This is a genomic window from Tritonibacter sp. AK171 (genome assembly GCF_030127025.1).
In the GTDB taxonomy this organism is placed as follows: domain Bacteria; phylum Pseudomonadota; class Alphaproteobacteria; order Rhodobacterales; family Rhodobacteraceae; genus Epibacterium; species Epibacterium mobile.
This window is the reverse complement of record NZ_CP126134.1, coordinates 2,312,045-2,336,600: the sequence shown is the minus strand read 5'-3', so window position 1 is coordinate 2,336,600 and position 24,556 is coordinate 2,312,045. Positions and strand designations below refer to the sequence as shown.

The following is a 24,556-nucleotide window of genomic DNA, read 5'->3' as shown; positions in this document are numbered from 1 at the left end:
AACAGGAAAAAGAGCAGGGTCACGCGAAGAATGACGCAGCAAGGCGACAGTCCGGAGTTTTTTGCCCAAGGTGAGCGGGTTGGGGTACTGACGGCGCAGCGCTTGGACCGCCTGCTGGATTATCGCGCGCCCGAAGGGGGCTGTTTCCTTGGGGCCTTTGTCGAAGTGCCTTTGGGGCCGCGCAAAGTTGTTGGCGTGGTTTGGGGGCCGGGGGCGGGTGATTTCGACGCAGCAAAACTGCGTTCGGTGATCCGGGTGCTGGATTTGGCCCCAATGCGGACGGAAATGCGGAGTTTTCTGGAACGTGCCGCCCAATACACGCTGACACCGATGTCGATGATGCTGCGGCTGGCAACGCGTGCGCCGGGGCTGGCTGACCCGCCGTCGATGCGAAAGGTCCTGCGTCGCGGGGATGGCGAACCCGACCGCATGACCGATGCGCGCGCCAAGGTGCTCGACGTGATGGACGAATATGAAGGCGCGGCCTTTACGGCATCGGAACTCTCTGGCCTCGCGGGTGTGACGGCTTCCGTGGTCAAAGGTTTGGTCAAGCAGGGCGCAATCCGCGAGGAAGAAGCCCCCCGTGACCTGCCATTTCCACCGTTAGATCCTGAGCTGCCGGGCAAGACACTTTCAGAAGATCAGGCCACCGCCGCTGCCGCACTTGAGGCAGGGGTGAATGGGGGACGCTACGGTACAACGCTCCTGAAGGGTGTCACCGGCTCTGGTAAGACAGAGGTATACCTTGAGGCTGTAGCCGCCTGTCTACGCAAGGGCCGGCAAGCCTTAGTGCTGCTACCTGAAATTGCGCTGACAGCGGAGTTCCTGAAACGGGTGGAGGCACGTTTCGGCGCGGTGCCAGCCGAGTGGCATTCCGGCGTGACCATGACCGAACGCCGCCGGGTCTGGCGCATGGTCGGGCAGGGGGCAGCGCAGCTGGTAATCGGCGCGCGCTCATCGCTCTATCTGCCGTTTCGCGACCTTGGCCTGATCATCGTCGATGAAGAGCACGACACCTCCTACAAACAAGAAGAGGGGGTACTTTACAACGCGCGGGATTTGGCGGTCTGGCGGGCGTCCTTGTGTCAGGCGCAGGTGGTGCTGGCATCAGCGACACCGAGCCTTGAGACATGGGCGAACGCGGAGGCGGGCAAGTACCAGCGTCTCGATCTGACGTCGCGCTTTGGCGAGTCGGTGCTGCCGGAAATGCGCGCGATTGATATGCGCAACGAGGAGCTTTTGCCCTCCACTTGGATATCGCCGACGCTCAAGCAGGCGATGAAGCTCAGGATCGAACGCGGCGAGCAGTCCCTCTTGTTCCTGAATCGGCGTGGCTTTGCCCCGGTGACGATCTGCCGGGCCTGTGGCACGCAGGTGGCCTGCGATAACTGTGATGCGCGTATGGTCGAGCACCGGTTCATGAAACGTCTGATGTGCCACCAATGCGGTGAAACCAAACCAGTGCCGACCGAATGCCCATCCTGCAAGGTCGAAGGCAAGATGGCCCCCGTAGGCCCCGGTATCGAACGGCTGGGCGAAGAGGCGGCGGCACTTTTCCCAGAGGCGCGCATCGCGGTGCTCAGTTCTGATCTCTTTGGCTCTGCCCGCGCGCTGAAACAGCGGATCGAAGAAATCGCCGCTGGGGAGGCGGACATCATTCTTGGTACGCAGCTTGTGGCGAAGGGGCACAACTTTCCGCTGCTCACGCTTGTGGGGGTCATCGACGCAGATCTTGGCCTGCAGGGTTCAGATCTGCGCGCGGCAGAGCGCACGTTCCAGCTGATGCGGCAGGTGGCAGGGCGCGCAGGGCGGGCGGAACGGCGAGGCGAGGCCTTGATGCAGAGCTTTCAGCCAGAGCATCCGGTGATCCGCGCGATCCTCTCAGGTGACGAAGAAGGTTTCTGGCGTGCGGAGGCCGAACAGCGACAGGCGGCAGGTGTGCCCCCTTATGGACGTATGGCGGGGATTATCCTGTCGGGCACAGATCTGGCGCAGGTCTTTGATCTGGGCGGCGCGCTGGCGCGAAACGACGGGCCGTTGCGGCAGGTCGGTGCGCAGCTCTTCGGACCGGCACCAGCCCCGATCGCGCGAGTGCGCGGGCGTCATCGGGTGCGGCTGCTGGTTAAGGCCGACAAGGGCGTGCCTTTGCAAGATGCAATTACCCGATGGACTGCGCCCTTCAAGCTCAGGGGCGATTTGCGCCTGAATGTGGATATCGACCCGCAGAACTTCTTGTAGAACGCCCGGCACAGAGCGTTTGGATGCAGAAATGCAGGGAGACCTGTGCGCGATGAAGCGGGTTTTGATACAATTCTTTTCTCGCCCGGCTGCCAAAAGCGCTCTAAAGCCAAGCTATGTTTACGCCTATCACCCTCGAACAGTCCCGCGCACTGCCGTTCTGGCGCCGCCCTGTCACACTGCTATTCCTCATGGCGATTGCTATGCCGGTGGCCTTCAATACGTGGTCAGCGCTGCTGAATAACTTCGTCATTGAAGTTGCAAGCTTTGACGGTGCTGACATTGGCGTACTGCACACTTTGCGCGAAATTCCGGGGTTTCTGGCGTTTTTGGTGATCTTCCTGATCATCTTTATGCGCGAGCAGGTTTTGGGGCTTTTATCCCTCGCCTTGCTTGGTGCTGCGACGGCGGTGACGGCGTGGTTCCCGACGCTTCAGGGTATTTTGGTTATCACCGTCCTCAGCTCTATCGGGTTTCATTACTTTGAAACGGTGGCGCAGTCCTTGCAGCTTCAATGGTTGTCCAAGGAACGCGCGCCGCAGATGCTGGGGTGGTTGGTGGCAACCGGTTCCGCCGCAACATTGGTGGTTTATGGCGTAATTGTCGTATTGTGGGAGCCACTCAATCTGTCCTACAACGCTGTCTACATGGCGGCAGGGGGCTTTACAGTGCTGGTGGCCCTGTTCTGCCTTTTTGCGATCCCGCAATTTGATGGCCCAACCCCTCAGAACAAAAAGATGGTGCTGCGACGCCGGTACTGGCTCTATTACGCGCTGCAGTTCATGGCGGGAGCACGGCGGCAGATTTTTGTGGTCTTTGCAGGCTTCATGATGGTCGAGCGCTTCGGGTTCGAGGTTCATCATCTGACCGGCCTTTATCTAATCAACCTGCTGGTCAATATGGTGGCGGCACCGATGCTTGGGCGATTTGTATCCCGCTTCGGGGAACGCCGAACCTTGATCTTTGAGTATGCCGGTCTGGCCACGGTCTTTGCTCTATACGGCGGGATCTATTGGTTTGGCTGGGGGGTGATGCTCGCGGCGGCGCTTTATGTGGTGGACCATATCCTGTTCGCACTGGCGTTGGCGCTCAAGACCTATTTTCAAAAGATCGCAGACCCAGCAGACATTGCCCCTACCGCTGCCGTGGCCTTCACGATCAACCATATTGCTGCGGTTTTCTTGCCGGTGTTGCTTGGTTTATTGTGGGTGGCGTCTCCGGCGATGGTCTTTGCATTGGCCGCACTTATGGCGCTTGTGTCTTTGATGTTGTCCATGATGATCCCGCGTCATCCTGAACCCGGGAATGAAACGATCTTTGCCCGCTTAAAGGCCCCGACACTGGCACAATAGCGAGGCCGGCGTGGTCAAGTTTTCCGCTCGCCCCTTGACCATATGTGCAAGGCTCGCGTAGGCGCAGAGCAACCTATGCGCCATCATGTTCTTTCGGAGATCCCGACATGCCTACATTCACCGCCCTCACCACGCTGACCGGAAAAGCTCAGGCCGAGGCACTGGGCGATGCGATGGAGCGTCTGAATCCGGAACCCACGGGTGTGGGCGTGTTCGAGGTCGAGGATGGTTCAGGCTTGTGGGAGGTGGGAGGCTATTTCACCGAAGTTCCGGACCAAGCAGGCCTCGCGTTGCTCGCCACGCTGCATAAGGCAAAACCGTTTGCCGTATCAGAACTGCCAGAAACCGACTGGGTTGCGCATGTGCGCCGTGAGTTGGCACCGGTGGAGGCTGGGCGCTTTTTTGTCTACGGCAGCCATGATGCAGACAAAGTGCCCGGCGACAAAATCCCGCTTTTGATTGAGGCGGCGATGGCCTTTGGTACAGGGCACCACGGCACGACTCTGGGCTGCTTAAAAGCACTGGATCATCTGCTCGGCGAAGGGCTCGAAGGCGAGAAAGTCGCCGACATTGGATGCGGTACGGCCGTTCTGGCGATGGCGGCCGCGCGCGTCTGGCCGGAGGCGCAGATCCTTGCAAGCGACATTGATCAAGTCGCGGTCGACGTGGCTGAGGCTAATATGGAGGCCAACGGCATGAAGGGCGCGGTGGAATGCCTGGAAGCTGCAGGCTTTGACGCTCCTGCGTTAAAGGCCGCCGCGCCTTATGATCTGATCTTTGCAAATATCCTCAAAGGACCCTTGGTTGCCCTGTCGCCCGATATTGCGGCCCATTTGCGTGATGGCGGCTATGCGATTCTCTCTGGCATCCTGAACGAGCAGGCGGATGATGTGATTTCGGTTTATGCACAAAATGGCGTCAATCTTGTCAAACGTGATGAGATTGGTGAATGGACCACGCTGATTTTGCGCAAGTAGTCGAAGATCGGCGGCCATTTAGGCAAATTTTACACAATCGCCATGACTTCGCCGTTGTCCTAGCGTAACTTCTTTTCATCCGCTGGTGGGGGCCAGTTCGGAGTTACGTTTTATGAACCATCAACACGCGGAGTTTCGAAACCGACTTCGTCAGTTGGATCGAAAACATGCCAAAGCTGCGCATGGTTTCAGAGCGCGTATGCGTTCGGATGGGCTGATTGTTGTCGAGCCACAGAAAGTCGTCCGTTCCGGAATTTCCGGAAAGGTCTTCATTCTGTTTGTCGTGGTTGGCCTGATGTTTAAGGCTTTCCTGATGGCGGCGCTTGGGTACGCGAGCTACGATTATCGTGTGGCGCAGCTGGGTGAAGGGTCGATGATTGAGCGCGGCGGTGCGTTCCTGATGCAGCGAGACCCGGTTTCCTATCGGATTGCAGAAGAATTGCGACCATTGCTGCGCTGACAGTATCACAGGGTCATTTTACCCTGATAGAGGTAGAAACGCCGCGTCCGGGCTATCCGGAACGCGGCGTTTTCATTTGGACCTGCCAAATATGACAGATGACCTGATGCTTTCTGTCAGACCAGCGGCGAGTCTGAATTGATCTGGTCGATGTCGCCACGGCAGAGGCCGATATCCGCCAGTTCCCGATCTGAAAGCGCGCTCAGCGCTTTGCGGGTCAGGCGGGCGTCGTTCCATGCCATGAGCTTGGCAGATGTGGTGTGAACAAGAGCGCCGATACGGCCGATCAGGCCGGAGGTGCCTTGCGCGGTGCGAGTGGTGTCGATTGCAGCCATATCTAGTGTCTTTCTGAGTGCTATCCGGTTGCCCGCTTTGGTGCGGGTGAGCGGCAAATAGAGGTCGAAATCTGCTCTCGCAAGGGGTGAAATTGCATGCGACCCATGCGATTTTTGCATGTCTCAAAGCCCTGCGAATAAGGGGTTTGACGCCTTCTGTGCCTTTTGCAGGAATTGGTGTCGTTGCTGCGTTTCGGCGCGTCGTATTTGTTTCATAAATCGCAAAATTTCGGCCAGCTTCTGGACCAAAACATCGAAGTGCGGCGTGTTGGGCGGATTGGACCGGGGGCGAATTAGATTGGATGTGTTCGCGTTTTGTGCTAATCGGATCACCAAATTGTAAGAACCAGACACAAAAATCGGGCAGTGAGATGCGAATACTTGGGATCGATCCGGGGCTCAGAACCCTTGGATGGGGCGTCATCGAATCAAATGGCGCGCGTCTCAGCCATGTTGCCAATGGGCTATGCCACTCTGACGGAGATGATCTGGGAGAACGGCTGTTGTCATTGCACAATCAGGTCACCGAGATCATTGACGCCTATCAGCCGGATCAGGCTGCGATTGAACAGACGTTCGTGAACAAGGACGGGGCTGGCACGCTCAAGCTCGGTCAGGCGCGAGGGGTGGCCTTGCTGACATTGGCCAAGGCCGGACTGCCCACCGGGGAATATGCGCCCAACCGCGTCAAAAAGACGGTGGTCGGCGTCGGTCATGCCGAAAAGGAACAGGTGCTGCACATGGTCAAACTGCAACTTCCGGGTTGTGCCCCCAAAGGGGCGGATGCGGCGGATGCACTGGCGATTGCAATCTGTCATGCCTATTACGGGGGCAGCAACCAGCGGCGACTCAAAGAGGTAGGCGCATGATCGGAAAACTGACCGGGCGGCTTGAGTATAGGGCACCCGACCATGTGATGATCGACGTGCGTGGCGTCGGTTACATCGTCTATTGTTCTGACCGCACGCTCGCGAGCCTGCCATCCGTGGGTGAGGCAGTCCAACTCTATACCGAGTTATTGGTGCGCGAAGACTTGATGCAGCTCTTTGGGTTCACCTCCTTGGTGGAGAAGGAATGGCATCGTTTACTGACGTCGGTGCAGGGCGTTGGCGCTAAGGTGTCACTGGCAATCCTGAGTGCGCTTGGTCCCGAAGGCGTTAGCCGCGCGATTGCGCTGGGAGATTGGGCTGCGGTGAAAGCGGCCAAAGGGGTCGGCCCTAAAACCGCACAACGGATCGTTCTCGACCTCAAGGACAAAGCCCCGTCTGTGATGGCGATGGGTGGTACGATTACAGAGGCATTGGAGGGGCCCGATCTGGAGGCGGTGGTCGAGCCAACCTCAGATGCGCCGGTGAAACCCGCGCGCAAAGCCGCCCCCAAAGCCCCCACCGGCGCGGCGGCCGCATCGGCTGGCGCCCTGTCGGCATTGGGCAACCTTGGTTACAGCCCCTCTGATGCCGCAGGGGCGGTGGCTGAGGCGGCTGCCGATAATCCCGAAGCAGGCGAGGCAGAGCTGATCCGCGCAGCGTTGCGTTTGCTGGCACCCAAAGACTGAGGGGACGAGTGAATGATTGACGCGGACCCCACCCTGCGCCCCGATCCGCTGCCGGAAGACAACGACCGCGCCTTGCGCCCGCAGGGTCTTGGCGAATTCATCGGTCAGGCGGAGGCCCGCGCCAACCTGCGGGTGTTTATCGAATCTGCCCGCCGACGCGGTGAGGCGATGGATCACACCCTGTTTCATGGCCCGCCGGGGCTTGGGAAAACGACGCTTGCGCAGATTGTGGCGCGAGAGCTGGGGGTGAACTTTCGCATGACCTCCGGGCCGGTGCTTGCAAAGGCGGGCGATCTGGCCGCGATCCTCACCAATCTTGAGGCGCGCGATGTGTTGTTCATTGATGAAATTCACCGCCTGAATCCGGCCGTTGAAGAAGTTCTATATCCGGCAATGGAGGATTTCGAGCTGGATCTGGTGATCGGCGAGGGGCCTGCGGCACGTACGGTGCGCATTGAGCTGCAACCTTTCACACTGGTAGGGGCAACGACGCGCATGGGGCTTTTGACCACGCCGTTGCGGGACCGGTTTGGGATTCCGACGCGGCTGCAGTTTTATACCGTGGATGAGCTGTTTGAGATCGTCAGCCGCAATGCCCGCAAATTAGGTGCTCCTGCTGATGATGCAGGGGCGCGTGAGATCGCGCGGCGCGCCCGCGGCACCCCAAGGATCGCTGGGCGGCTCTTGCGCCGCGTGGTGGACTTTGCGGTTGTCGAGGGCGATGGAACGATCACCCGAGAGCTGGCGGATGGTGCGCTGACGCGTCTTGGTGTGGACAAACTGGGATTGGATGGCGCGGATCGGCGCTATTTGCGACTGGTTGCCGAGAATTATGGCGGCGGCCCTGTCGGCATTGAGACAATGTCCGCTGCATTGAGCGAAAGTCGCGACGCGCTTGAGGAGGTCATTGAGCCGTATCTGCTGCAGCAAGGGCTGATCCAGCGTACACCGCGTGGACGGATGTTGGCACAAAAGGCATGGCAACATCTCGGTATTGCACCACCGAAATCGCAAAACGATCTCTTTGAATGACAATCAGGAGCGCACTGTGCAGGATCTCACCCAGCTAACCAGTGCCGCAAAGCAGGTTTCTGACCTCTATGCCCGGCGTTTTGGCGTTACGCGGGATGCCGCGTGGTATCTGGGCAAAATGACCGAAGAGCTGGGCGAAGTGACATCTGCTTACCTGAGCCTTGCGGGGCAGACTCGCAAGGACGGCAGCAAAAGAGACCTGGAAAATGAGGTTGCAGACCTTCTAGGCTTCTTGCTGTTGTTTGCGGACTGGCAAGGCATTGATGCGGGTGCAGCTTTTGAGCGCAAATGGGGCGCATACCTGACTGAGGATAAGTGACGGGAGGGCAAAGAGACTTCCCCCTTGCTGCAGTCCTGACACGTCCGTACAAACGCCCGACGAGCGAATAATATGACGAGGCCGCACATGTCTGCACTCCTGCTGCCAGAGGAAATCGAGGCGCTGTTTACCCGGGAAGACGGGACTTATGCCTTCGCCCGTTGGGGACGCCCGATTGCTCCGATCGTCTTTGGTGTCACCGATGAGACCTTGGTGACGGTCAAAGGTGCGGTTGAGGCTGTGGTCACGCTCGCAGGGCATCAGATGGCAGAAACAGATCCTGAGCTTGGTGCGAACCTGATGTTTTTCTTCTTCCGGGAATGGGGGGAATTGCTGGAGGTTCCAGACCTCGATCGCATGATTCCCGGGCTTGCCCCGCTTGTGAACCGTCTCGCAAAGGAAGATGCCAGCCAGTACCGCGCGTTCCGCTTTGACGATCAGGGCGCCATTCAAGCGGCATTTGTATTTCTGCGTATGAAAGGTGCGATGGCAGAGGTCCCCGCGGAAACACTCGCGCTGACCCAAGCGGTGCAGGTGATGCTCTTGTGGGGCGAGCGTGCCTTTGCCGAGGTGTCGCCGCTGGCGGTTCTGCCGGAGAATGGCAATACGATCCTGCGACCGGAGATCGCGGGGGTGATTGCTGCCGGCTACGATCGGATGATGCCTGTGGCGGCGCAGGACGCGAGTCATGCGCTGAGGCTCTATGCGAGGCTGCAAGCGCCGCAGTCAGAGAACGCGGATGGTGAGGTATGACCCATCAGTTCCCGATCACGGTATATTACGAAGACACCGATATGGGCGGCGTTGTTTATCACGCCAATTTCCTGCGGTTCATCGAGCGCGCACGCAGCGACTATGTGCGCCGTTTGGGGGTTGATCAAAATGCGATGCGCGATGCTGGCATCGTCTGGGTGGTGACCCGAATTGAAGCCGATTACCTCTCGCCTGCACGGTTTGAGGATGAGCTTACCGTGGAAACCGTGCCTGAGAAAATGACCACAGCCCGGCTGACCATGTCGCAAATTGTCCGGCGAGAGGGGCGCGAGCTGTTTCGCGCCAAGGTGACAGCTGTCTGCATGGATATGCACAGCGGCAAACCGGTGCGTCTTCCGGCAGAAGTTCGCGCATCCTTGTAACAATAGGCGGCAATCCCCCTGTTTCCTTGGCAATGGCGCTTGTTTTGCGCTAGCGTCCGCCCCAATTAGGCCGCGCAACCAAAACGACGTGGCAACTGGCTATAGAGCAGGCAAATGGAAGCAGAAACTCTGGCACTGGCACAGGAGATTGATTTCTCCATGTGGGGGTTGTTCGCACGGGCGACTCTCACTGTAAAATTAGTGATGATCATGCTGATCGGGGCGTCGATCTGGTCGTGGTCAATTATCGCGCAAAAACTGATCACCTATCGCTCTGCACGGCGTGAAGCGCAGGTGTTTGAACGCGCGTTTTGGTCAGGCAATCCGCTGGATGAACTCTATGAGGACATCGGAGCAGATCCGTCAGGGCATTCCGAACGCATATTTGCTGCTGGCATGACCGAATGGCGTCGCAGTCACCGCACGGATGGCGCGCTGATCCCCGGAGCACAGGCGCGAATAGACCGGTCCATGGATGTGGCGATCTCTAAGGAAAGCGAAGGCCTGCAAGGTGGGCTGCAAATTCTTGCGACCATTGGCTCTACCGCGCCCTTCATTGGTCTCTTTGGGACCGTGTGGGGCATCATGAATGCCTTCATCGAGATCGCAGAGCAGCAAAACACCAACCTTGCCGTGGTGGCGCCGGGCATTGCCGAGGCCCTCTTGGCGACGGGCTTGGGGCTCTTGGCGGCCATTCCGGCGGTCATTTTTTACAATAAGCTCTCTGCAGATTCGGATCGGATTATTGGCGGCTACGAGGCCTTTGCCGACGAGTTTGCCACGATCTTCTCGCGCCAGTTGGACAGCTGAGCCATGGGTGCAGCGGTTCAGCAAAAAGACGCGGGCGGTGGACGTCGGCGTGGTCGGCGGCGCTCTCGTGCCCGGCCTATGGCGGAAATCAATATCACGCCGTTTGTGGACGTGATGCTGGTGCTGCTCATCATCTTTATGGTGGCAGCGCCCTTGATGACCGTGGGCGTTCCCGTGGAGCTGCCAAAGACGGCGGCGGGCGCGTTGTCGGGGGACGACGAAGAGCCGCTCACTGTGACGATGACGGCCTCTGGCGACATCCAGATCCAAACGACGCCGGTTGAGCGGGATCAACTCGTTGCACGCTTGCGTGCGATCGCGGCTGAGCGCGCGTCCGACCGGGTCTATCTGCGCGCGGATGGGGCGATTGCCTATAGCGATGTGATGCAGGTGATGGGTGCGCTCAATGCGGGCGGCTTTGCCAATGTGGGTCTGGTGACGGATACAGGCGGACCTGCGTTCGACGGGCGGCCTGCCGCTCCGGGCGAGTAATACGGGTGATAATGTGCAAACCGGCACGAAGATCTCTGTAGCAGGGCACGGTCTCCTGATCACATGGGCGCTTGTGGGTGGGTGGCTCAATCCCGAGCCGTTGCCATTCCAAAGCCAGGATGTGTCAATCATCTCGGCTGAAGAGTTTGCCCGGTTGAGCGAGCAGCAAGCTGCACCTGAAGTGGCCGACGAACCTGTTGCGCCGCAAGAACCCGCTGTCACGGAGAGCACACCTGCAATTCCGGAGCGTCCAACGCCGACGCCAGAGCCACCTGTGCAACCAGAGCCGATTGAAACACCGGCAGAAGACGCAGAGGCAGAACCGCCTGCGCCGGAACCTGTGCCCGAGGTGCCGAGCATCATACCCGATGCGCCGGATGTCCCCGAAATTGTGACTGATCTGCCGCAGACAGCGGAGCCTGAAACTGCGCAGCAAACGGATCGCGTCGCGCCGGAACCCGTGCGCCCACCAGAACCGGACACTCAAATTTCCGATGTGGTGCAGGAAGAGGTTGCACCTGACGCGGGGGCCGAAGCCAATCAACCGGTTCAAGAAGCAACCGCCCCAGAGGCGGCCAGCGATCGGATCGTGACTGAAGCCGAAGCAGATGATGCTGAACCCACAGCACCATTGGCCAGCGTCCGTCCAAGAACGCGTCCGAATCGCCCGCAGCCTGAGCCTGAGGCTGAAACGCAAACCGCTGCGCGCGAAGAAGAAACGACTCCGTCGCCGGAACCAAACCCGGAGGTTGAGAGTTCTGCAGTGGATGATGCGTTGGCTGAGGCGCTGGCGGGATCGGGCGAAGTGGAAGCACCAGAGCCTTCTGGTCCACCTATGACACGGGGAGAGAAAGATGCGCTGCGGGTCGCGGTGTCGCAATGTTGGAACGTTGGCTCATTGTCCAGCGAAGCATTGCGCACATCTGTTGTCGTTGGTGTTACGCTCTCTCGTGAAGGTATGCCGGATATCGGTTCAATTCGCATGCTGTCCAGCTCCGGCGGATCTGACAGTTCAGCAAAGCAGGCCTATGAGGCCGCGCGCCGCGCAATCATCCGCTGTGGATCAAGAGGATTTGATCTTCCGGCTGACAAATATGCGCAGTGGCGTGATATTGAGATGACATTTAATCCCGAAGGAATGCGGATCAGATGAGAAACGCGATAGCGACAGTACTCCTTGGCCTTGCGATGTTGCTGCCCGTTGGGGCGGTGCAGGCACAGGACGGGCCGCTCAGGATTGAGATCACCGACGGGGTGATTGAGCCGTTACCCTTTGCGGTGCCCGACTTCATCGCCGAATCTCCTGCGGCGGCGCAATACTCGGCAGATATTGCCCGGGTGATTGCAGAGGATCTGGTCGGCTCAGGCCTGTTCCGTGAGATCCCCAAAGTGGCGTATATCTCGCCCTACACAGACTTTGATGCGGCGGTGAATTTCACCGACTGGAAAGCGATCAACGCGCAGGCGCTGATTACCGGTTCGGTCAGCCTGTCCGGCAACCGGATCACCGTGCGGTTTCGCGCCTATGATGTGTTTGCCGGGCAAGAACTGGGGTCGGGCCTGCAGCTTTCCGGTACCACCGATGGCTGGCGTCGCATTGGTCACAAGGTGGCGGATACGATCTATTCGCGCCTGACCGGGGAGAGCGGATATTTCGACAGCCGTGTTGTCTTTGTCTCGGAAACCGGCCCGAAAGATGACCGCAAGAAACGTCTTGCCATCATGGATTACGACGGGGCCAACGTGCAGTATCTGACCAATTCCGAGTCGATTGTGCTTGCCCCAAGGTTCTCGCCTACGGGTGACCGGGTGCTTTATACCAGCTATGAGAGCGGCTTTCCGCAGATCCATGTTCTGGATGTGGGGCGGGTGCAGCGCCGGATTTTGTCGGCAGGAAACGGCTCCATGAGCTTTGCGCCCCGATTTGCGCCCAATGGCCACACTATTGTCTATTCTCAATCCGCAGGTGGCAATACGGACCTGTTCTCGATGGATATCAACTCGGGCAACCCTCAGCGGCTGACCAGTGCGCCCTCGATTGAGACCGCTCCATCTTTCTCGCCCGACGGCAGCCAACTGGTGTTCGAGAGCGACCGTTCAGGGACCTCGCAGCTTTATGTGATGCCGGTGTCTGGGGGCGAAGCAAAGCGGATCAGCTTTGGACAGGGGCGCTATGGCACTCCGGTCTGGTCTCCACGCGGCGATTACATCGCCTTTACGAAACAGAACGCGGGCCGTTTCCATATCGGCGTCATGCGTACAGATGGCAGCGAAGAGCGTCTTTTGACCGCATCGTTCCTTGATGAGGGGCCGACGTGGTCGCCCAATGGCCGGGTAATCATGTTCACCCGTGAAACCCAAGGTGCCAGCGGTCAGGCGCGGCTGTATTCGGTGGATATTTCCGGGCGTAACCTGAAACCAGTCAAAACCCCGGACGGCGCATCTGATCCGTCTTGGTCCCCGTTGCAAAACTAATGAACCGCCCGACCGTATACCACGCGTGCAAGCCCGTGGCGCGGTCGGGTACAATGTGCTAACACTTCGGTAAGAAATGTCCGATCACACGAGGCGATTTCAAATGAGCGGTATCAATAAAGCAATCCTTTTGGTCGCGGGCCTTGCCCTTGCGGCCTGTTCTGATGCGCGTTGGGATGACACCAACGCTGGCAATGGCGGCACTGGCATCGGTGGCGGTAGCACGGCAGACCCGTCCAGCCCGGCCTATTTCCGCGAAGCCATCGGCGATCGCGTGCTGTTCCTCGTAGACCAGTCCAGCATCTCGCCGGAGGCGCAGGGGATTCTTGACGGTCAGGCGCGCTGGCTGACGGCCAACCCGGCCTATGTGGTGACCATCGAAGGCCACGCGGATGAACGCGGCACCCGTGAATACAACCTCGCGCTTGGCGCGCGCCGTGCGAACTCTGCACGCGAATACCTGATTTCTCAGGGCGTCGCAGCCAGCCGCATTCAGACGGTCTCCTACGGCAAAGAGCGCCCGATCGAGATTTGCTCTGAACAAAGCTGCTACAACAAAAACCGTCGCGCGGTGACCGTGCTGGCGGGTGGCGCAGTAAGCTGAGACGGATGAGTAACTTGCGGCAGATCTTGCTGGCGTCGGCGCTGATTGCGGTCAGCGCCATCCCCGGCGTGGCGCAGGACCGGGAGCAAACCTTGGCGGATATCCGTCAGGAGCTGACGGTTCTGCATGTGGAAGTACAGCGTCTCAATCGGGAGCTGTCGACTACGGGCGCGCCGTCCGCGTCGCTGGCAGGGTCGTCCGTTCTGGATCGCGTAACGGCGATTGAGGCGGAGCTGCAAAGGCTTACCGCCAAGACGGAACAATTGCAGCACCGCGTCCAGAGCATTGTCAAAGACGGCACCAACCGGATTGGCGATCTGGAATTCCGTCTTGTCGAACTGGAAGGCGGAGACCTGTCAAAACTCGGAGAGACCACCACCTTGGGTGGTGATGTCGAGGGAGAGACGGATACCGGTCAGGCAACATTGCCCGCCACTGGCGGCGAGAGTAGTGCGCTTCCGGGGGGCGGTGAGCTAGCCGTTGGTGAAGAGGCCGACTACAAATTGGCGATGAGCGATCTGGAAGCTAAAAATTACCAGGCCGCTGCGGATCGGTTTGCGAATTTCAAGCTTGCCTACCCGGGAAGCCCGCTGACCGCCAAAGTAGATTTTGGCCTTGGAAAGGCGCAGGACGGGTTGGGTGACACGCGCGAAGCTGCGCGTTCCTACCTAGCGGCTTTCACCGGTGATACCGCTGGCGCCATTGCACCCGAAGCATTGTTTGAACTGGGCGCCGCGCTGGGGCGTTTGGGACAGACCGATCAGGCTTGCATCACGCTGGCAGAAGTCGCCGTACGCTTCCCCAATGATCCTGCGGTGACCGCTGCAGAGGCGGAGCGGTCTAAACTGGCGTGCTCCTGACGCCGACAGAAGAGGCCCTGATCGCTGAGATCAGGGCTCGTATCGGTGTATTGCCCTCAAAGCTCGGCATCGCTGTCTCCGGTGGCAGCGATTCCGTTGCGTTGATGCATTTGCTTGCGGCACTGGCGCGCAACAGCGGTGCAGACCTTGCGATCGCAACTGTGGACCATGGCCTCCGCACCGATTCGCTGATCGAGGCACGAGGGGTCGCACAGCAGGCCGCAGATCTCGGGCTATCGCATGACATTCTGACATGGCAGCATCCTGCTCAATCTGGGAATCTTCAGGCCGAAGCCCGCGCCGCCCGCTATCGATTGCTAGGGGAGTGGGCGACTGCGCGTGGAATTGAAACGGTTGCTGTCGGCCATACCGCAGACGATCAAGCCGAGACTTTTTTGATGCGTTTGCGGCGCGTCTCTGGTGTGGCCGGCTTGTCCGGTATGGCATCGCGCCACCATCGGGACGGCATCGAAATTTTGCGTCCCTTGCTCGGAATTCGTCGCAGCGATCTGCGCTCTTACCTGACAGCCCGTGAAATCAACTGGGTCGACGATCCTTCCAATCTCGATATGAAATTTGAGCGTGTCCGCGTTCGCGATGCACTGAAAGCACTGGAACCGCTTGGCCTGACCGTAGACGCACTGACGGCGGTGGCTGATAATATGCGGATGGCTGATGATGCCCTTGAGGCCGCGATGCGAGCGGCAGCCGCGACGCTTGGACAGGTGCGTCTGGGCATGGTTGTGCTTGATCATACAGACTTTACCACCCTTGACGATGAATTGGCCCGCCGCATGCTGCTGTCGGCAATCGCATATGTGAACGGCGCAGAATACCCGCCACGACGCGCGCCAGTTCTGGATGCATTGCAGGCTTTGAAAGACGGCCGTGGCGTGACCTTGCAAGGCTGCCAGATCGTCATTCGCGGTAGTCAGATCTGGATCGGCCGTGAGTATGCGGCAGTGCGTCAAGTCGGTGTCTCGTATTTGCCAAGCGCCAGCAAACATATTCCGTGGGACGCGGCTTGGGCAATTTCCGCACCACAGGACTGGACGCAGCAGGTGGAGATTCGCGCGCTTGGTGAGGATGGGCTCGTATTGATCGACGATTGGCGCCAATATGAGGCCCCGCGAGAGCTGCTTAAGTCGCTCCCGTCGGTGTGGCAGGATGCGAACTTGATCGCCGTTCCACCGCTTGAGGAGCGCTCAGACTGGGGTGCTGCGGCAATCCGACGGCCCGAGACATGGGCACGACCCGCTTTATCGCATTGAACCTGACCAAATCATCCTTATTTTAGGTGCAACTGATGGTCGTCGCGTGCTAGTGCCGTGGCGTCCTTGGAATTCTTGGGAGAGCCATTTTGGGCAACGCACGCAATATCGCCTTCTGGGTAGTTCTGTTCCTGCTCGTTGTGACCCTGTTCAATCTGTTCAGCGGGTCCGGCAGCACACTACAGAGCCGCGAGAAGACTTATTCGGAATTCGTGACCGCCGTTGACGGTGGGAACGTCAGCACTGTGACGCTGGATGGCGAACAGGTTCGCTACACGACTTCCGATGGCCAGAGCTACACCACGATCAAGCCGGGAGACGCCGAAGTCACCCAGATGCTGATCGACAACAACATTCCCGTGCGCGCGGAAAAACAGCAGCAATCGACCTTCCAGTCGTTCCTGCTGACCCTTCTGCCGTTCCTGCTACTGATTGGTGTTTGGATCTATTTCATGAACCGGATGCAGGGTGGCGGCAAAGGTGGCGCAATGGGCTTTGGCAAGTCCAAGGCCAAGATGCTGACCGAGAAGCATGGCCGCGTGACCTTTGACGATGTCGCTGGCATCGACGAGGCCAAGGAAGAGCTGGAAGAGATCGTGGAATTCCTGCGCAACCCGCAGAAATTCTCCCGTCTTGGTGGCAAGATCCCCAAAGGCGCGCTGCTTGTGGGCCCTCCGGGCACGGGTAAGACGCTGCTGGCACGCGCGATCGCGGGTGAGGCCGGTGTGCCGTTCTTCACCATCTCAGGGTCCGACTTTGTCGAAATGTTCGTAGGTGTTGGTGCAAGCCGCGTGCGCGACATGTTTGAGCAGGCCAAGAAGAACGCGCCCTGTATTGTCTTTATCGATGAGATCGACGCCGTGGGCCGCCATCGTGGTGCCGGTTATGGCGGCGGCAATGACGAGCGCGAACAGACCCTCAACCAGCTGCTGGTTGAAATGGACGGTTTCGAGGCCAATGAAGGCGTGATCATCCTGGCGGCAACGAACCGCAAGGATGTGCTCGATCCGGCCTTGCTGCGTCCTGGTCGTTTTGACCGCAACGTGACTGTCGGCAACCCCGACATCAAAGGCCGTGAGAAGATCCTCGGTGTGCACGCCCGCAAGACACCGCTGGGCGCCGACGTGGATCTGCGCATCATCGCACGTGGCACCCCCGGTTTCTCCGGTGCGGATCTGGCGAACCTGGTCAATGAGGCCGCGCTGATGGCCGCGCGTGTCGGGCGTCGTTTTGTCACCATGGAAGACTTCGAGAACGCCAAGGATAAGGTGATGATGGGCGCGGAGCGCCGCTCCATGGTCTTGACCGCCGATCAGAAGGAAAAGACCGCATATCACGAGGCGGGGCACGCCGTTGTGGGGCTGAAACTTCCCGAGTGCGATCCGGTCTATAAGGCGACCATCATTCCCCGGGGCGGTGCGCTTGGTATGGTGGTGAGCTTGCCAGAAATGGACCGCCTGAACTGGCACAAGGATGAATGTGAACAAAAGCTGGCGATGACCATGGCCGGCAAGGCCGCCGAGATCATCAAATACGGCGAAGGTCACGTCTCCAACGGTCCTGCAGGCGACATCCAGCAGGCCAGCCAGTTGGCCCGAGCGATGGTGCTGCGCTGGGGCATGTCCGACAAGGTCGGCAATATCGACTACGCCGAAGCGCATGAGGGCTACTCTGGGAATACCGCCGGGTTCTCCGTCTCTGCCAACACCAAGGAACTGATCGAGGAAGAGGTGCGCCGCTTCATCGAGGACGCCTACAAACGTGCATATCAGATCCTGGAAGAGCACAAAGACGAGTGGGAGCGTCTGGCGCAGGGTCTTTTGGAATATGAAACCCTCACCGGAGAAGAGATCAAACGTGTGATGAATGGTGAGCCGCCGCAGGCGGACGATGATGCCGATGATGATGCGGATACCGGAGCGACCTCTGTCACGGCAATTCCGAAAGCTAAGCCTAAAAAGTCCCCGCCCGAAGGGGATATGGAGCCAGAGCCGTCTTCGTAACGGTAGATCTCTATGTATGATGAATGAGGAAATAGCCGCAGCGTCCCTGCGGCTATTTCGTTTTGTAGCGAAGGTGCCATTCACTTCGGCGTGAGCGTTGTCATTAAACTGTCACATGGGTCTTGAAACTGAACCATGCAGTTCAAATCTACACCAGAAGCTTTTCTATTTCTGGTGCGTTCATGCATTCAAAGACTACCCATGCGGCGGCAGCCTCTCAGGCAGGTCATGCGACAAAAATCATTTCTGCGCCGGTTGCGTTTTCAGCATTGATTGCTGCTAGCGTCGGATTTGCAGTTCTGGCGACTGCTTTTTATTACACGCCTTTTCACTCTGGCTTACATGAGGACGGCCCGGTTGAGAAAGTCTCGGCCGCGCTTTGGGCGCTGTGTGCGATCATGGTGTTCTATTTTGCCACGCTACCCGCACTGCGAAAGCACTGGCAGATTCCGATGTTGTTCTCGCTTTTGTGCGCCCGTGAGTTGGATTTCGACAAGCGGTTCCTAAGCGAAGGCATTTTGCAGCTACGCCTCTACTCGGGGGATGCGCCGCTTTGGGAAAAGGCTATCGGCGGACTTGTCATTCTCTTGGTGCTAGTCGTGCTCTGGCGGTTGCTACGGGTAAACGTGCCCATTCTGATGTCGGGTCTGCGGCATCTGAGTGCATGGGCATGGGGCGGCGTATTCGCTGTTGGTTCCATCGTTGTGGCCAAGAGCATCGATGGCATCGGGCGTAAATTTGCGGATTTCGGTGTGACGCCCGATCCGCAGCTTATAGAGACCGCGATGGTCTATGAGGAACTGCTGGAGCTGTTCGCAGCGGCAATTGTGGCATGGTCAATCTGTCTCGTTGGGGCGCAAATTTGGCGAGATAAGAATGCATGATCACGCCTTGTTGTCGGTGAAACTTTGTCTAGACTGCCCGCATATTTCGACAGCAGAAAGACAGCGACATGCCCGTATTACGTGAAACCGAGTTCTTGGGTGAGATTACTTGGTTGGGCATGGTTCCCGCAAATGCCGGTATTCAAGCCGAGGCCCGCGACATGTTGGACTTCGGTTTCAGCGGTGTTGCGGGTGAGCGGCACGAAGGAGCCCAGCGGCCGTCCTGTGTGCGGGTGAAAAATCTCCACACACCCGGCACCGAAATTCGTAACACCCGTCAGGTGACCATTGTCTCTGAGGAAGAGCTTGCTTTGATCGCCGCGGACATGGGCTTAGCGCAGCTTGATCCGCGACATCTGGGAGCGACCATCGTGTTGCGTGGAATCCCCGACTTTACTCATGTGCCGCCAGCGGCCCGTCTGCAGGGGGCTGGTGGTGTGACGCTTACGGTTGATATTGAAAATCGCCCTTGTGTCCTGCCGGGTCGGGAGATCGAGAAAGATCACACCGGGTTTGGACCAAAGTTCAAGACCGCAGCCGAGAATCGGCGGGGTGTCACCGCATGGGTTGAACGTCCCGGACAGCTGAAACGCGGCGATAGCCTGCGCCTGTTTGTGCCCGATCAGCCAGCCTGGGTCGGCGAGCACTGAAGGCCTTGCATGGCATCTCGGCCTGTTTCGATCGTTTCGGGAAAAGGGCCCGCGACGTTCTGGATCGCAATTATGTCGGAAACCAATGGCGCGGTTTGTCTCAGACTCGCTAATCGTAGAGTCATTCTCGGTGTCCGCCACCGGGCCCTGCAACTCCACATCTAGGAAACTAGGCTATGAGCTATAAGAGTGACATTGAGATCGCCCGCGCGGCGAACAAGCTCCCGATTCAGGAAATCGGCGCCAAATTGGGCATGAAAACCGAAGATCTTCTGCCTTATGGCCACGACAAGGCGAAGGTGAGCCAAGAGTTCATCAACTCCGTGCAGGGCAATCAGGATGGCAAGCTGGTCCTTGTGACCGCGATCAACCCGACGCCAGCAGGCGAGGGTAAAACCACCACCACCGTGGGTTTGGGGGATGGCCTGAACCGCATCGGCAAAAACGCGATGATCTGCATCCGTGAAGCGTCCCTCGGTCCGAACTTCGGCATGAAGGGCGGCGCAGCTGGTGGCGGCAACGCGCAGGTTGTGCCCATGGAGGAAATGAACCTCCACTTTACCGGTGATTTCCACGCGATCACCTCTGCACACTCGCTGCTGTCGGCCATGATCGACAACCACATCTACTGGGGCAACGAGCAGGAAATCGACATCCGCCGCGTTGCATGGCGTCGTGTGGTCGATATGAACGACCGCGCCCTGCGCCAGATCACCGCATCGCTCGGTGGCGTGTCCAACGGCTTCCCGCGCGAAACCGGGTTTGACATCACCGTGGCCTCTGAGGTCATGGCGATCCTCTGCCTCGCAAACGACCTGAAGGATCTGGAAAAGCGTCTCGGCGACATCATCGTAGCCTATCGCCGCGACAAGACCCCGGTCTATTGCCGCGACATCAAAGCCGAAGGCGCGATGACCGTGCTCTTGAAGGACGCGATGCAGCCAAACCTCGTGCAGACCCTGGAAAACAACCCCGCCTTTGTACATGGCGGCCCGTTTGCCAACATCGCACACGGTTGTAACTCTGTCATTGCGACCAAGACCGCACTGAAAGTCGCCGACTATGTTGTCACCGAGGCAGGCTTTGGTGCCGATCTTGGCGCTGAGAAGTTCATGAACATCAAGTGCCGCAAAGCGGGCATCGCGCCATCGGCGGTGGTGGTTGTTGCAACTGTACGCGCAATGAAAATGAACGGTGGCGTGGCCAAAGCCGACCTTGGTGCGGAAAACGTCGATGCGGTCAAAAACGGCTGTGCGAACCTTGGCCGCCATATCGAGAACGTCAAATCCTTTGGTGTGCCGGCGGTTGTCGCGATCAACCACTTCGTCACCGACACCGACGCAGAAATCAACGCGGTGAAGGAATATGTGGCCTCCCACGGCGTTGAGGCAGTTTTGTCCCGTCACTGGGAACTTGGCTCTGAGGGCTCTGCACCGCTGGCGGAAAAAGTGGTTGAATTGGTCGAAGGCGGCACCGCGAACTTTGGTCCGCTTTACCCCGATGAGATGCCGCTCTTTGAGAAGATCGAAACCATCGCCAAGCGCATTTATCGCGCCGACGAGGTTCTGGCTGACGCCAAGATCCGCAACCAACTGAAAGAATGGGAAGAGGCGGGCTACGGTCATCTGCCGGTCTGTATGGCGAAGACCCAGTACTCTTTCTCGACTGATCCGAACCTGCGCGGCGCACCCACTGGTCACTCCGTTCCGGTGCGGGAGGTACGTCTTTCGGCAGGTGCTGGCTTCATCGTGGTTGTCTGCGGCGAGATCATGACCATGCCGGGTCTGCCACGCACCCCGGCGGCGGAAAGCATCCGCCTAAACGAAGAAGGTCTGATCGAAGGCTTGTTCTAAGGCTCGAAATGGGCAATCTGCGGCCCGGGGCAAATGCCTCGGGCCGCAGGAGTTTTGAAAGAGAGATGACCCACCGCAAACCGCCGCAAGACTGCGCCGACATGTCCGAACTGCGTCAGGCGATCGATGCCATCGACGTGGAGTTGGTAAAACTGCTTCGGGACCGCGCCGATTACATTGATCGCGCCGTGACACTGAAACAGGCAAATGGATGGCCTGCGCGTATCCAGTCCCGGGTGGAGGAAGTCATCGCCAATGCGTGCCGCGCGGCCGAGGCCGAAGGCCTTGATCCTCAGCTGGTCGAACGCATTTGGCGCGATATGGTGGATTGGTCGATTTCGCGTGAGGCGCGTGAAATCCCCGAGACTTGAGCTGACTCACCCCTGAGGTCGGCACCCTGAGAAGGATTGATACAATGGCAGCAGAAATCATCGACGGTAAGGCCTTTGCGGCCAAGGTCCGCGGTCAGGTGGCCGAACATGTGACCCGCCTGAAAGAAGAGCACGGCATCACCCCCGGTCTTGCTGTTGTGCTGGTGGGTGAAGATCCCGCCTCTCAGGTCTACGTGCGTTCCAAGGGAAAACAGACCGTCGAGGTCGGTATGAACTCTTACGAGCACAAGCTGGATGCCGACACCTCAGAGGCTGATCTGCTGGCACTGATCGGCCAGCTCAATAATGACGCGTCAGTGCATGGTATTCTGGTTCAATTGCCGCTGCCTAAACATCTGGACGAGGATCTGGTGATCAACTCCATCGCGCCGGAAAAGGACGTTGATGGCTTCCACATTTCGAACGTGGGTCTGTTGGGCACCGGTCAGAAATCCATGGTGCCCTGTACGCCGCTTGGGTGTCTGATGATGCTGCGTGACCATCATGGGTCTCTGTCTGGCATGGATGCGGTTGTTATTGGGCGCTCCAACATTGTCGGTAAACCAATGGCGCAGCTTTTGCTGGGCGACAGCTGCACCGTAACGATTGCTCACTCGCGCACCAAGGATCTGCCGGAGGTGGTGCGTCGTGCGGATATCGTTGTGGCTGCCGTGGGCCGACCCGAGATGGTGCCGGGCGATTGGATCAAGGAAGGTGCGACCGTTATCGACGTAGGCATCAACCGGATTGATGCGCCTGAGAAAGGTGAGGGCAAGACCCGCCTTGTTGGGGACGTGCACTACGAAAGCGTAGCCGCTCGTGCCGGGGCGATCACCCCGGTTCCCGGTGGCGTTGGACCGATGACCATCGCGTGTCTGTTGGCCAATACGGTGACTGCGTGCTGCCGCGCGAACAACCTCGCGGAGCCTGAAGGGCTGACGGCATAAATCGGAGCCAGATCGCTCAACGCTAAACTCCCGCCGGATGCACCGCGCGGGAGTTTTTTTGTTCAAGTGTAAGCGCAAAGGGATCGCTAATCAGAGTGCGACGGGGACCATAGTGCCTTGCAGTATGGCGATGAGTTTTTCTTCTTCGTCCGTAATCGCGTGGACTTCTGCGGTTACGACAATCAATCGACGACCCGGTTTTATCACACGGCCCGTCGCGCGCAGGTAATTCCCAGCGCCGGGCGCAAGTAAGTTGATCTTGATCTCGGCTGTCATGACCTCGTGATCATTCGGCATTTTTGTGAGTGCCGCATAGCCTGCGGCAGTGTCGCCAAGCGCAAACGTGAGCGCAGCATGAGCGACTCCGTGTTGTTGGCGACTGCCGGGCAAAATCGGCGCAGTGATTTGCACTTCACCCTCCGTGACGCGCGTTAGGTCTGCACCAAAGGTTTGCATCATGCTCTGTTTGGCAAAGCTCTGACGAATACGTGTTTCCATTTCCTGCCCCCCGTGTTTTCAACTGCTGACCTTATCGATCAAAGAGCAGGAGGTGGCGCATAACGTTGCGACCACCCTGCGTGCACAATGAAGCGGCTTACTTCACGATCACCTCATCCTTGACGAACATATTCGCCCAGGCACGATCTATCAGTTCCGGCGACATCTGATAGGGGATGCCCTCAAATTCACAGATCGAAATCATCTGGTCGATCAGGAACACAGGCTGATAGTTCGCATAGACATTGTTGATGGTTGGATACTTGCTCTTGAGGAGATGCACCAAGGCGGCCTCGTCCAGCGGCATACCTTTCTTGCGGGCCACCATCGCAAAGATCTTGAGAAAGTTTTCCTGATCCGGGCCGTCGATTTTGATCTTGAAGAAGATCCGGCGCAGGGCCGCTTGGTCAAAGATCTCGTTGGGATGGAAGTTGGTGGAGAAGATCACCAGTGTATCAAAGGGGACTTCGAACTTTTCGCCCGATTGCAGAGCAAGAATATCCTTGTTTTCTTCGAGCGGCACAATCCAGCGGTTGACCAGCGCTTGCGGGCTTTCGGCCTGACGGCCAAGGTCGTCGACGATAAAAATACCGCCAGTGGATTTGAGTTGCAGCGGTGCCTGATAGGTCCGTGCGGTCGGGTTATAGACGAGATCCAACATCGACAGTGATAGCTCACCGCCGGTGACCACCGTGGGACGCTCACAGCAGACATAGCGTTCGTCAAAGCGGCGGCGCTTTCGCAGGGCGTTGGGGTCTTCGGGTTCGGCTTCGACTTCGGTGTGGACAATCGGATCGTAGACCGTGATGACCTGACCCGCATATTCAATGGCGCGCGGGACATAAACCCGATCGCCAAGCGCATCGCGAATACCGTTGGAGATGGAGGATTTCCCGTTGCCGGGCGGGCCATACATCAGGATGGAGCGGCCCGCGCTGACAGCGGGGCCGAGGTGATCCAGCAGGCTATCCGGCAGGATCAAGTGGCCCATCGCGGATGTAAGCTGCTGGCGTGTCACCATAATGTTGCGGATCGACTGGCGTTTGACCTGCTCGCGGTAGACATCCAAGGGGACCGGCATTGCGCCAAAATACTCCGACTGAGACAAGGCATCCAGCGCGCGTGCCTTGCCTGCGTCGGTCAGTTGATAGCCCATCTCATTACCAGAGTTGGCGTTGAGTGTCCCTGTGGCTTCGAGGAGCTTTTGCTCGCGCGCCATGTCCACGAGTTCCTGTGTGACCGAGGTTGGCAGGCAGATCGCGCTCGCCAGTTCTGTTACCATGTCAATGTTCTTGCGGAACATCGTCTTAAGCAGGATATCCCGCATCATCACCAATGGCAGGCGCATTTCTGCCAGCCCTTTGGGGGCAGGGGGCGACATGACGGTCAGGTTCTGCATGTTCATTGGGCGAGCCTCTTTCGCGCGATCAGGAC

The 24,556-nt window shown here is 58.6% G+C and carries 26 protein-coding genes; 23 read left to right on the top strand and 3 right to left on the bottom strand.

What is annotated here, in order from left to right; all coding sequences use genetic code 11:
• Positions 1-30 precede the first annotated feature (30 nt).
• From QNI81_RS10950 to QNI81_RS10935, 4 genes are all read left to right on the top strand, one after another.
• Positions 31-2,238, top strand: coding sequence for a primosomal protein N' (locus QNI81_RS10950; protein ID WP_283966512.1), 2,208 nt, complete (start codon positions 31-33; stop codon positions 2,236-2,238).
• Between the two features lie 116 nt (positions 2,239-2,354).
• Positions 2,355-3,590: an MFS transporter gene (locus tag QNI81_RS10945; protein WP_283966511.1), complete on the top strand. Its 1,236-nt coding sequence runs from the start codon at positions 2,355-2,357 to the stop codon at positions 3,588-3,590.
• A gap of 107 nt (positions 3,591-3,697) precedes the next feature.
• Positions 3,698-4,567: a 50S ribosomal protein L11 methyltransferase gene (locus QNI81_RS10940; protein WP_283966510.1), complete on the top strand. Its 870-nt coding sequence runs from the start codon at positions 3,698-3,700 to the stop codon at positions 4,565-4,567.
• Between the two features lie 112 nt (positions 4,568-4,679).
• A complete protein-coding gene (locus QNI81_RS10935; RefSeq protein ID WP_225261739.1) occupies positions 4,680-5,027 on the top strand; it encodes a hypothetical protein in 348 nt (115 codons plus the stop codon).
• A 116-nt stretch (positions 5,028-5,143) separates the two neighbouring features.
• Here QNI81_RS10935 and QNI81_RS10930 read toward each other — a convergent pair whose 3' ends face one another.
• Entirely contained in the window at positions 5,144-5,362 is a 219-nt protein-coding gene (locus QNI81_RS10930; protein ID WP_005621115.1) for a DUF1127 domain-containing protein, read from the bottom strand.
• Positions 5,363-5,733: 371 nt separating this feature from the next.
• On the opposite strand from QNI81_RS10930, the gene ruvC reads away from it, so the two are divergent.
• The 19 genes from ruvC (at position 5,734) to folD (ending at position 22,624) form a co-directional block, all read left to right on the top strand.
• On the top strand, positions 5,734-6,231 hold the full coding sequence (gene ruvC, locus QNI81_RS10925) for a crossover junction endodeoxyribonuclease RuvC (RefSeq protein ID WP_065320956.1): 498 nt from the start codon (positions 5,734-5,736) through the stop codon (positions 6,229-6,231).
• The gene (ruvA, locus tag QNI81_RS10920; protein ID WP_065324288.1) at positions 6,228-6,917 is read left to right on the top strand and encodes a Holliday junction branch migration protein RuvA; all 690 of its coding nucleotides are present in this window, start codon (positions 6,228-6,230) and stop codon (positions 6,915-6,917) included. The genes ruvC and ruvA overlap by 4 nt, the downstream gene beginning before the upstream one ends.
• A gap of 12 nt (positions 6,918-6,929) precedes the next feature.
• Complete coding sequence (gene ruvB, locus QNI81_RS10915) at positions 6,930-7,949, top strand: Holliday junction branch migration DNA helicase RuvB (protein WP_005627980.1); 1,020 nt, start codon at positions 6,930-6,932, stop codon at positions 7,947-7,949.
• A gap of 16 nt (positions 7,950-7,965) precedes the next feature.
• On the top strand, positions 7,966-8,268 hold the full coding sequence (locus QNI81_RS10910; protein WP_283502432.1) for a nucleoside triphosphate pyrophosphohydrolase family protein: 303 nt from the start codon (positions 7,966-7,968) through the stop codon (positions 8,266-8,268).
• 87 nt (positions 8,269-8,355) lie between these two features.
• Positions 8,356-9,021 carry a hypothetical protein gene (locus QNI81_RS10905; RefSeq protein ID WP_283966509.1) on the top strand — a complete coding sequence of 222 codons (666 nt, stop codon included), beginning with the start codon at positions 8,356-8,358 and terminating at the stop codon, positions 9,019-9,021.
• The gene (ybgC, locus tag QNI81_RS10900) at positions 9,018-9,404 is read left to right on the top strand and encodes a tol-pal system-associated acyl-CoA thioesterase (protein ID WP_005627988.1); all 387 of its coding nucleotides are present in this window, start codon (positions 9,018-9,020) and stop codon (positions 9,402-9,404) included. The genes QNI81_RS10905 and ybgC overlap by 4 nt, the downstream gene beginning before the upstream one ends.
• Before the next feature lie 114 nt (positions 9,405-9,518).
• Positions 9,519-10,214, top strand: coding sequence for a protein TolQ (gene tolQ, locus QNI81_RS10895; RefSeq protein ID WP_005627991.1), 696 nt, complete (start codon positions 9,519-9,521; stop codon positions 10,212-10,214).
• Between the two features lie 3 nt (positions 10,215-10,217).
• Positions 10,218-10,706: a protein TolR gene (gene tolR, locus QNI81_RS10890; RefSeq protein ID WP_005627994.1), complete on the top strand. Its 489-nt coding sequence runs from the start codon at positions 10,218-10,220 to the stop codon at positions 10,704-10,706.
• A gap of 13 nt (positions 10,707-10,719) precedes the next feature.
• Positions 10,720-11,859: a cell envelope integrity protein TolA gene (gene tolA, locus QNI81_RS10885; protein WP_065328715.1), complete on the top strand. Its 1,140-nt coding sequence runs from the start codon at positions 10,720-10,722 to the stop codon at positions 11,857-11,859.
• Complete coding sequence (gene tolB, locus QNI81_RS10880; protein ID WP_005628000.1) at positions 11,856-13,181, top strand: Tol-Pal system beta propeller repeat protein TolB; 1,326 nt, start codon at positions 11,856-11,858, stop codon at positions 13,179-13,181. The genes tolA and tolB overlap by 4 nt, the downstream gene beginning before the upstream one ends.
• Before the next feature lie 103 nt (positions 13,182-13,284).
• Positions 13,285-13,785, top strand: coding sequence for a peptidoglycan-associated lipoprotein Pal (pal, locus tag QNI81_RS10875; protein ID WP_005628003.1), 501 nt, complete (start codon positions 13,285-13,287; stop codon positions 13,783-13,785).
• Positions 13,786-13,790: 5 nt separating this feature from the next.
• Positions 13,791-14,645 (top strand): tetratricopeptide repeat protein, encoded by an 855-nt coding sequence (locus QNI81_RS10870; RefSeq protein WP_126137541.1) that lies wholly within the window; start codon positions 13,791-13,793, stop codon positions 14,643-14,645.
• Complete coding sequence (gene tilS / locus QNI81_RS10865; protein WP_283966508.1) at positions 14,636-15,916, top strand: tRNA lysidine(34) synthetase TilS; 1,281 nt, start codon at positions 14,636-14,638, stop codon at positions 15,914-15,916. The genes QNI81_RS10870 and tilS overlap by 10 nt, the downstream gene beginning before the upstream one ends.
• Positions 15,917-16,005: 89 nt before the next feature.
• Complete coding sequence (gene ftsH / locus QNI81_RS10860; RefSeq protein ID WP_005628012.1) at positions 16,006-17,919, top strand: ATP-dependent zinc metalloprotease FtsH; 1,914 nt, start codon at positions 16,006-16,008, stop codon at positions 17,917-17,919.
• 122 nt (positions 17,920-18,041) lie between these two features.
• A complete protein-coding gene (locus QNI81_RS10855; RefSeq protein ID WP_283966507.1) occupies positions 18,042-18,803 on the top strand; it encodes a hypothetical protein in 762 nt (253 codons plus the stop codon).
• Positions 18,804-18,871: 68 nt separating this feature from the next.
• A complete protein-coding gene (locus QNI81_RS10850) occupies positions 18,872-19,453 on the top strand; it encodes an MOSC domain-containing protein (protein WP_283966506.1) in 582 nt (193 codons plus the stop codon).
• A gap of 176 nt (positions 19,454-19,629) precedes the next feature.
• The gene (locus tag QNI81_RS10845) at positions 19,630-21,306 is read left to right on the top strand and encodes a formate--tetrahydrofolate ligase (RefSeq protein WP_009178184.1); all 1,677 of its coding nucleotides are present in this window, start codon (positions 19,630-19,632) and stop codon (positions 21,304-21,306) included.
• Positions 21,307-21,371: 65 nt separating this feature from the next.
• A complete protein-coding gene (locus QNI81_RS10840; protein WP_172599687.1) occupies positions 21,372-21,677 on the top strand; it encodes a chorismate mutase in 306 nt (101 codons plus the stop codon).
• 44 nt (positions 21,678-21,721) lie between these two features.
• Positions 21,722-22,624 carry a bifunctional methylenetetrahydrofolate dehydrogenase/methenyltetrahydrofolate cyclohydrolase FolD gene (gene folD / locus QNI81_RS10835; protein ID WP_283966505.1) on the top strand — a complete coding sequence of 301 codons (903 nt, stop codon included), beginning with the start codon at positions 21,722-21,724 and terminating at the stop codon, positions 22,622-22,624.
• Positions 22,625-22,714: 90 nt separating this feature from the next.
• On the opposite strand, the gene QNI81_RS10830 is transcribed toward folD, so the two are convergent.
• Both QNI81_RS10830 and QNI81_RS10825 read right to left on the bottom strand, forming a co-directional pair.
• Positions 22,715-23,122: a PaaI family thioesterase gene (locus QNI81_RS10830; RefSeq protein ID WP_283966504.1), complete on the bottom strand. Its 408-nt coding sequence runs from the start codon at positions 23,120-23,122 to the stop codon at positions 22,715-22,717.
• A 97-nt stretch (positions 23,123-23,219) separates the two neighbouring features.
• Positions 23,220-24,527 carry a DUF8689 domain-containing protein gene (locus QNI81_RS10825; protein ID WP_009178071.1) on the bottom strand — a complete coding sequence of 436 codons (1,308 nt, stop codon included), beginning with the start codon at positions 24,525-24,527 and terminating at the stop codon, positions 23,220-23,222.
• Between the last annotated feature and the right edge of the window lie 29 nt (positions 24,528-24,556).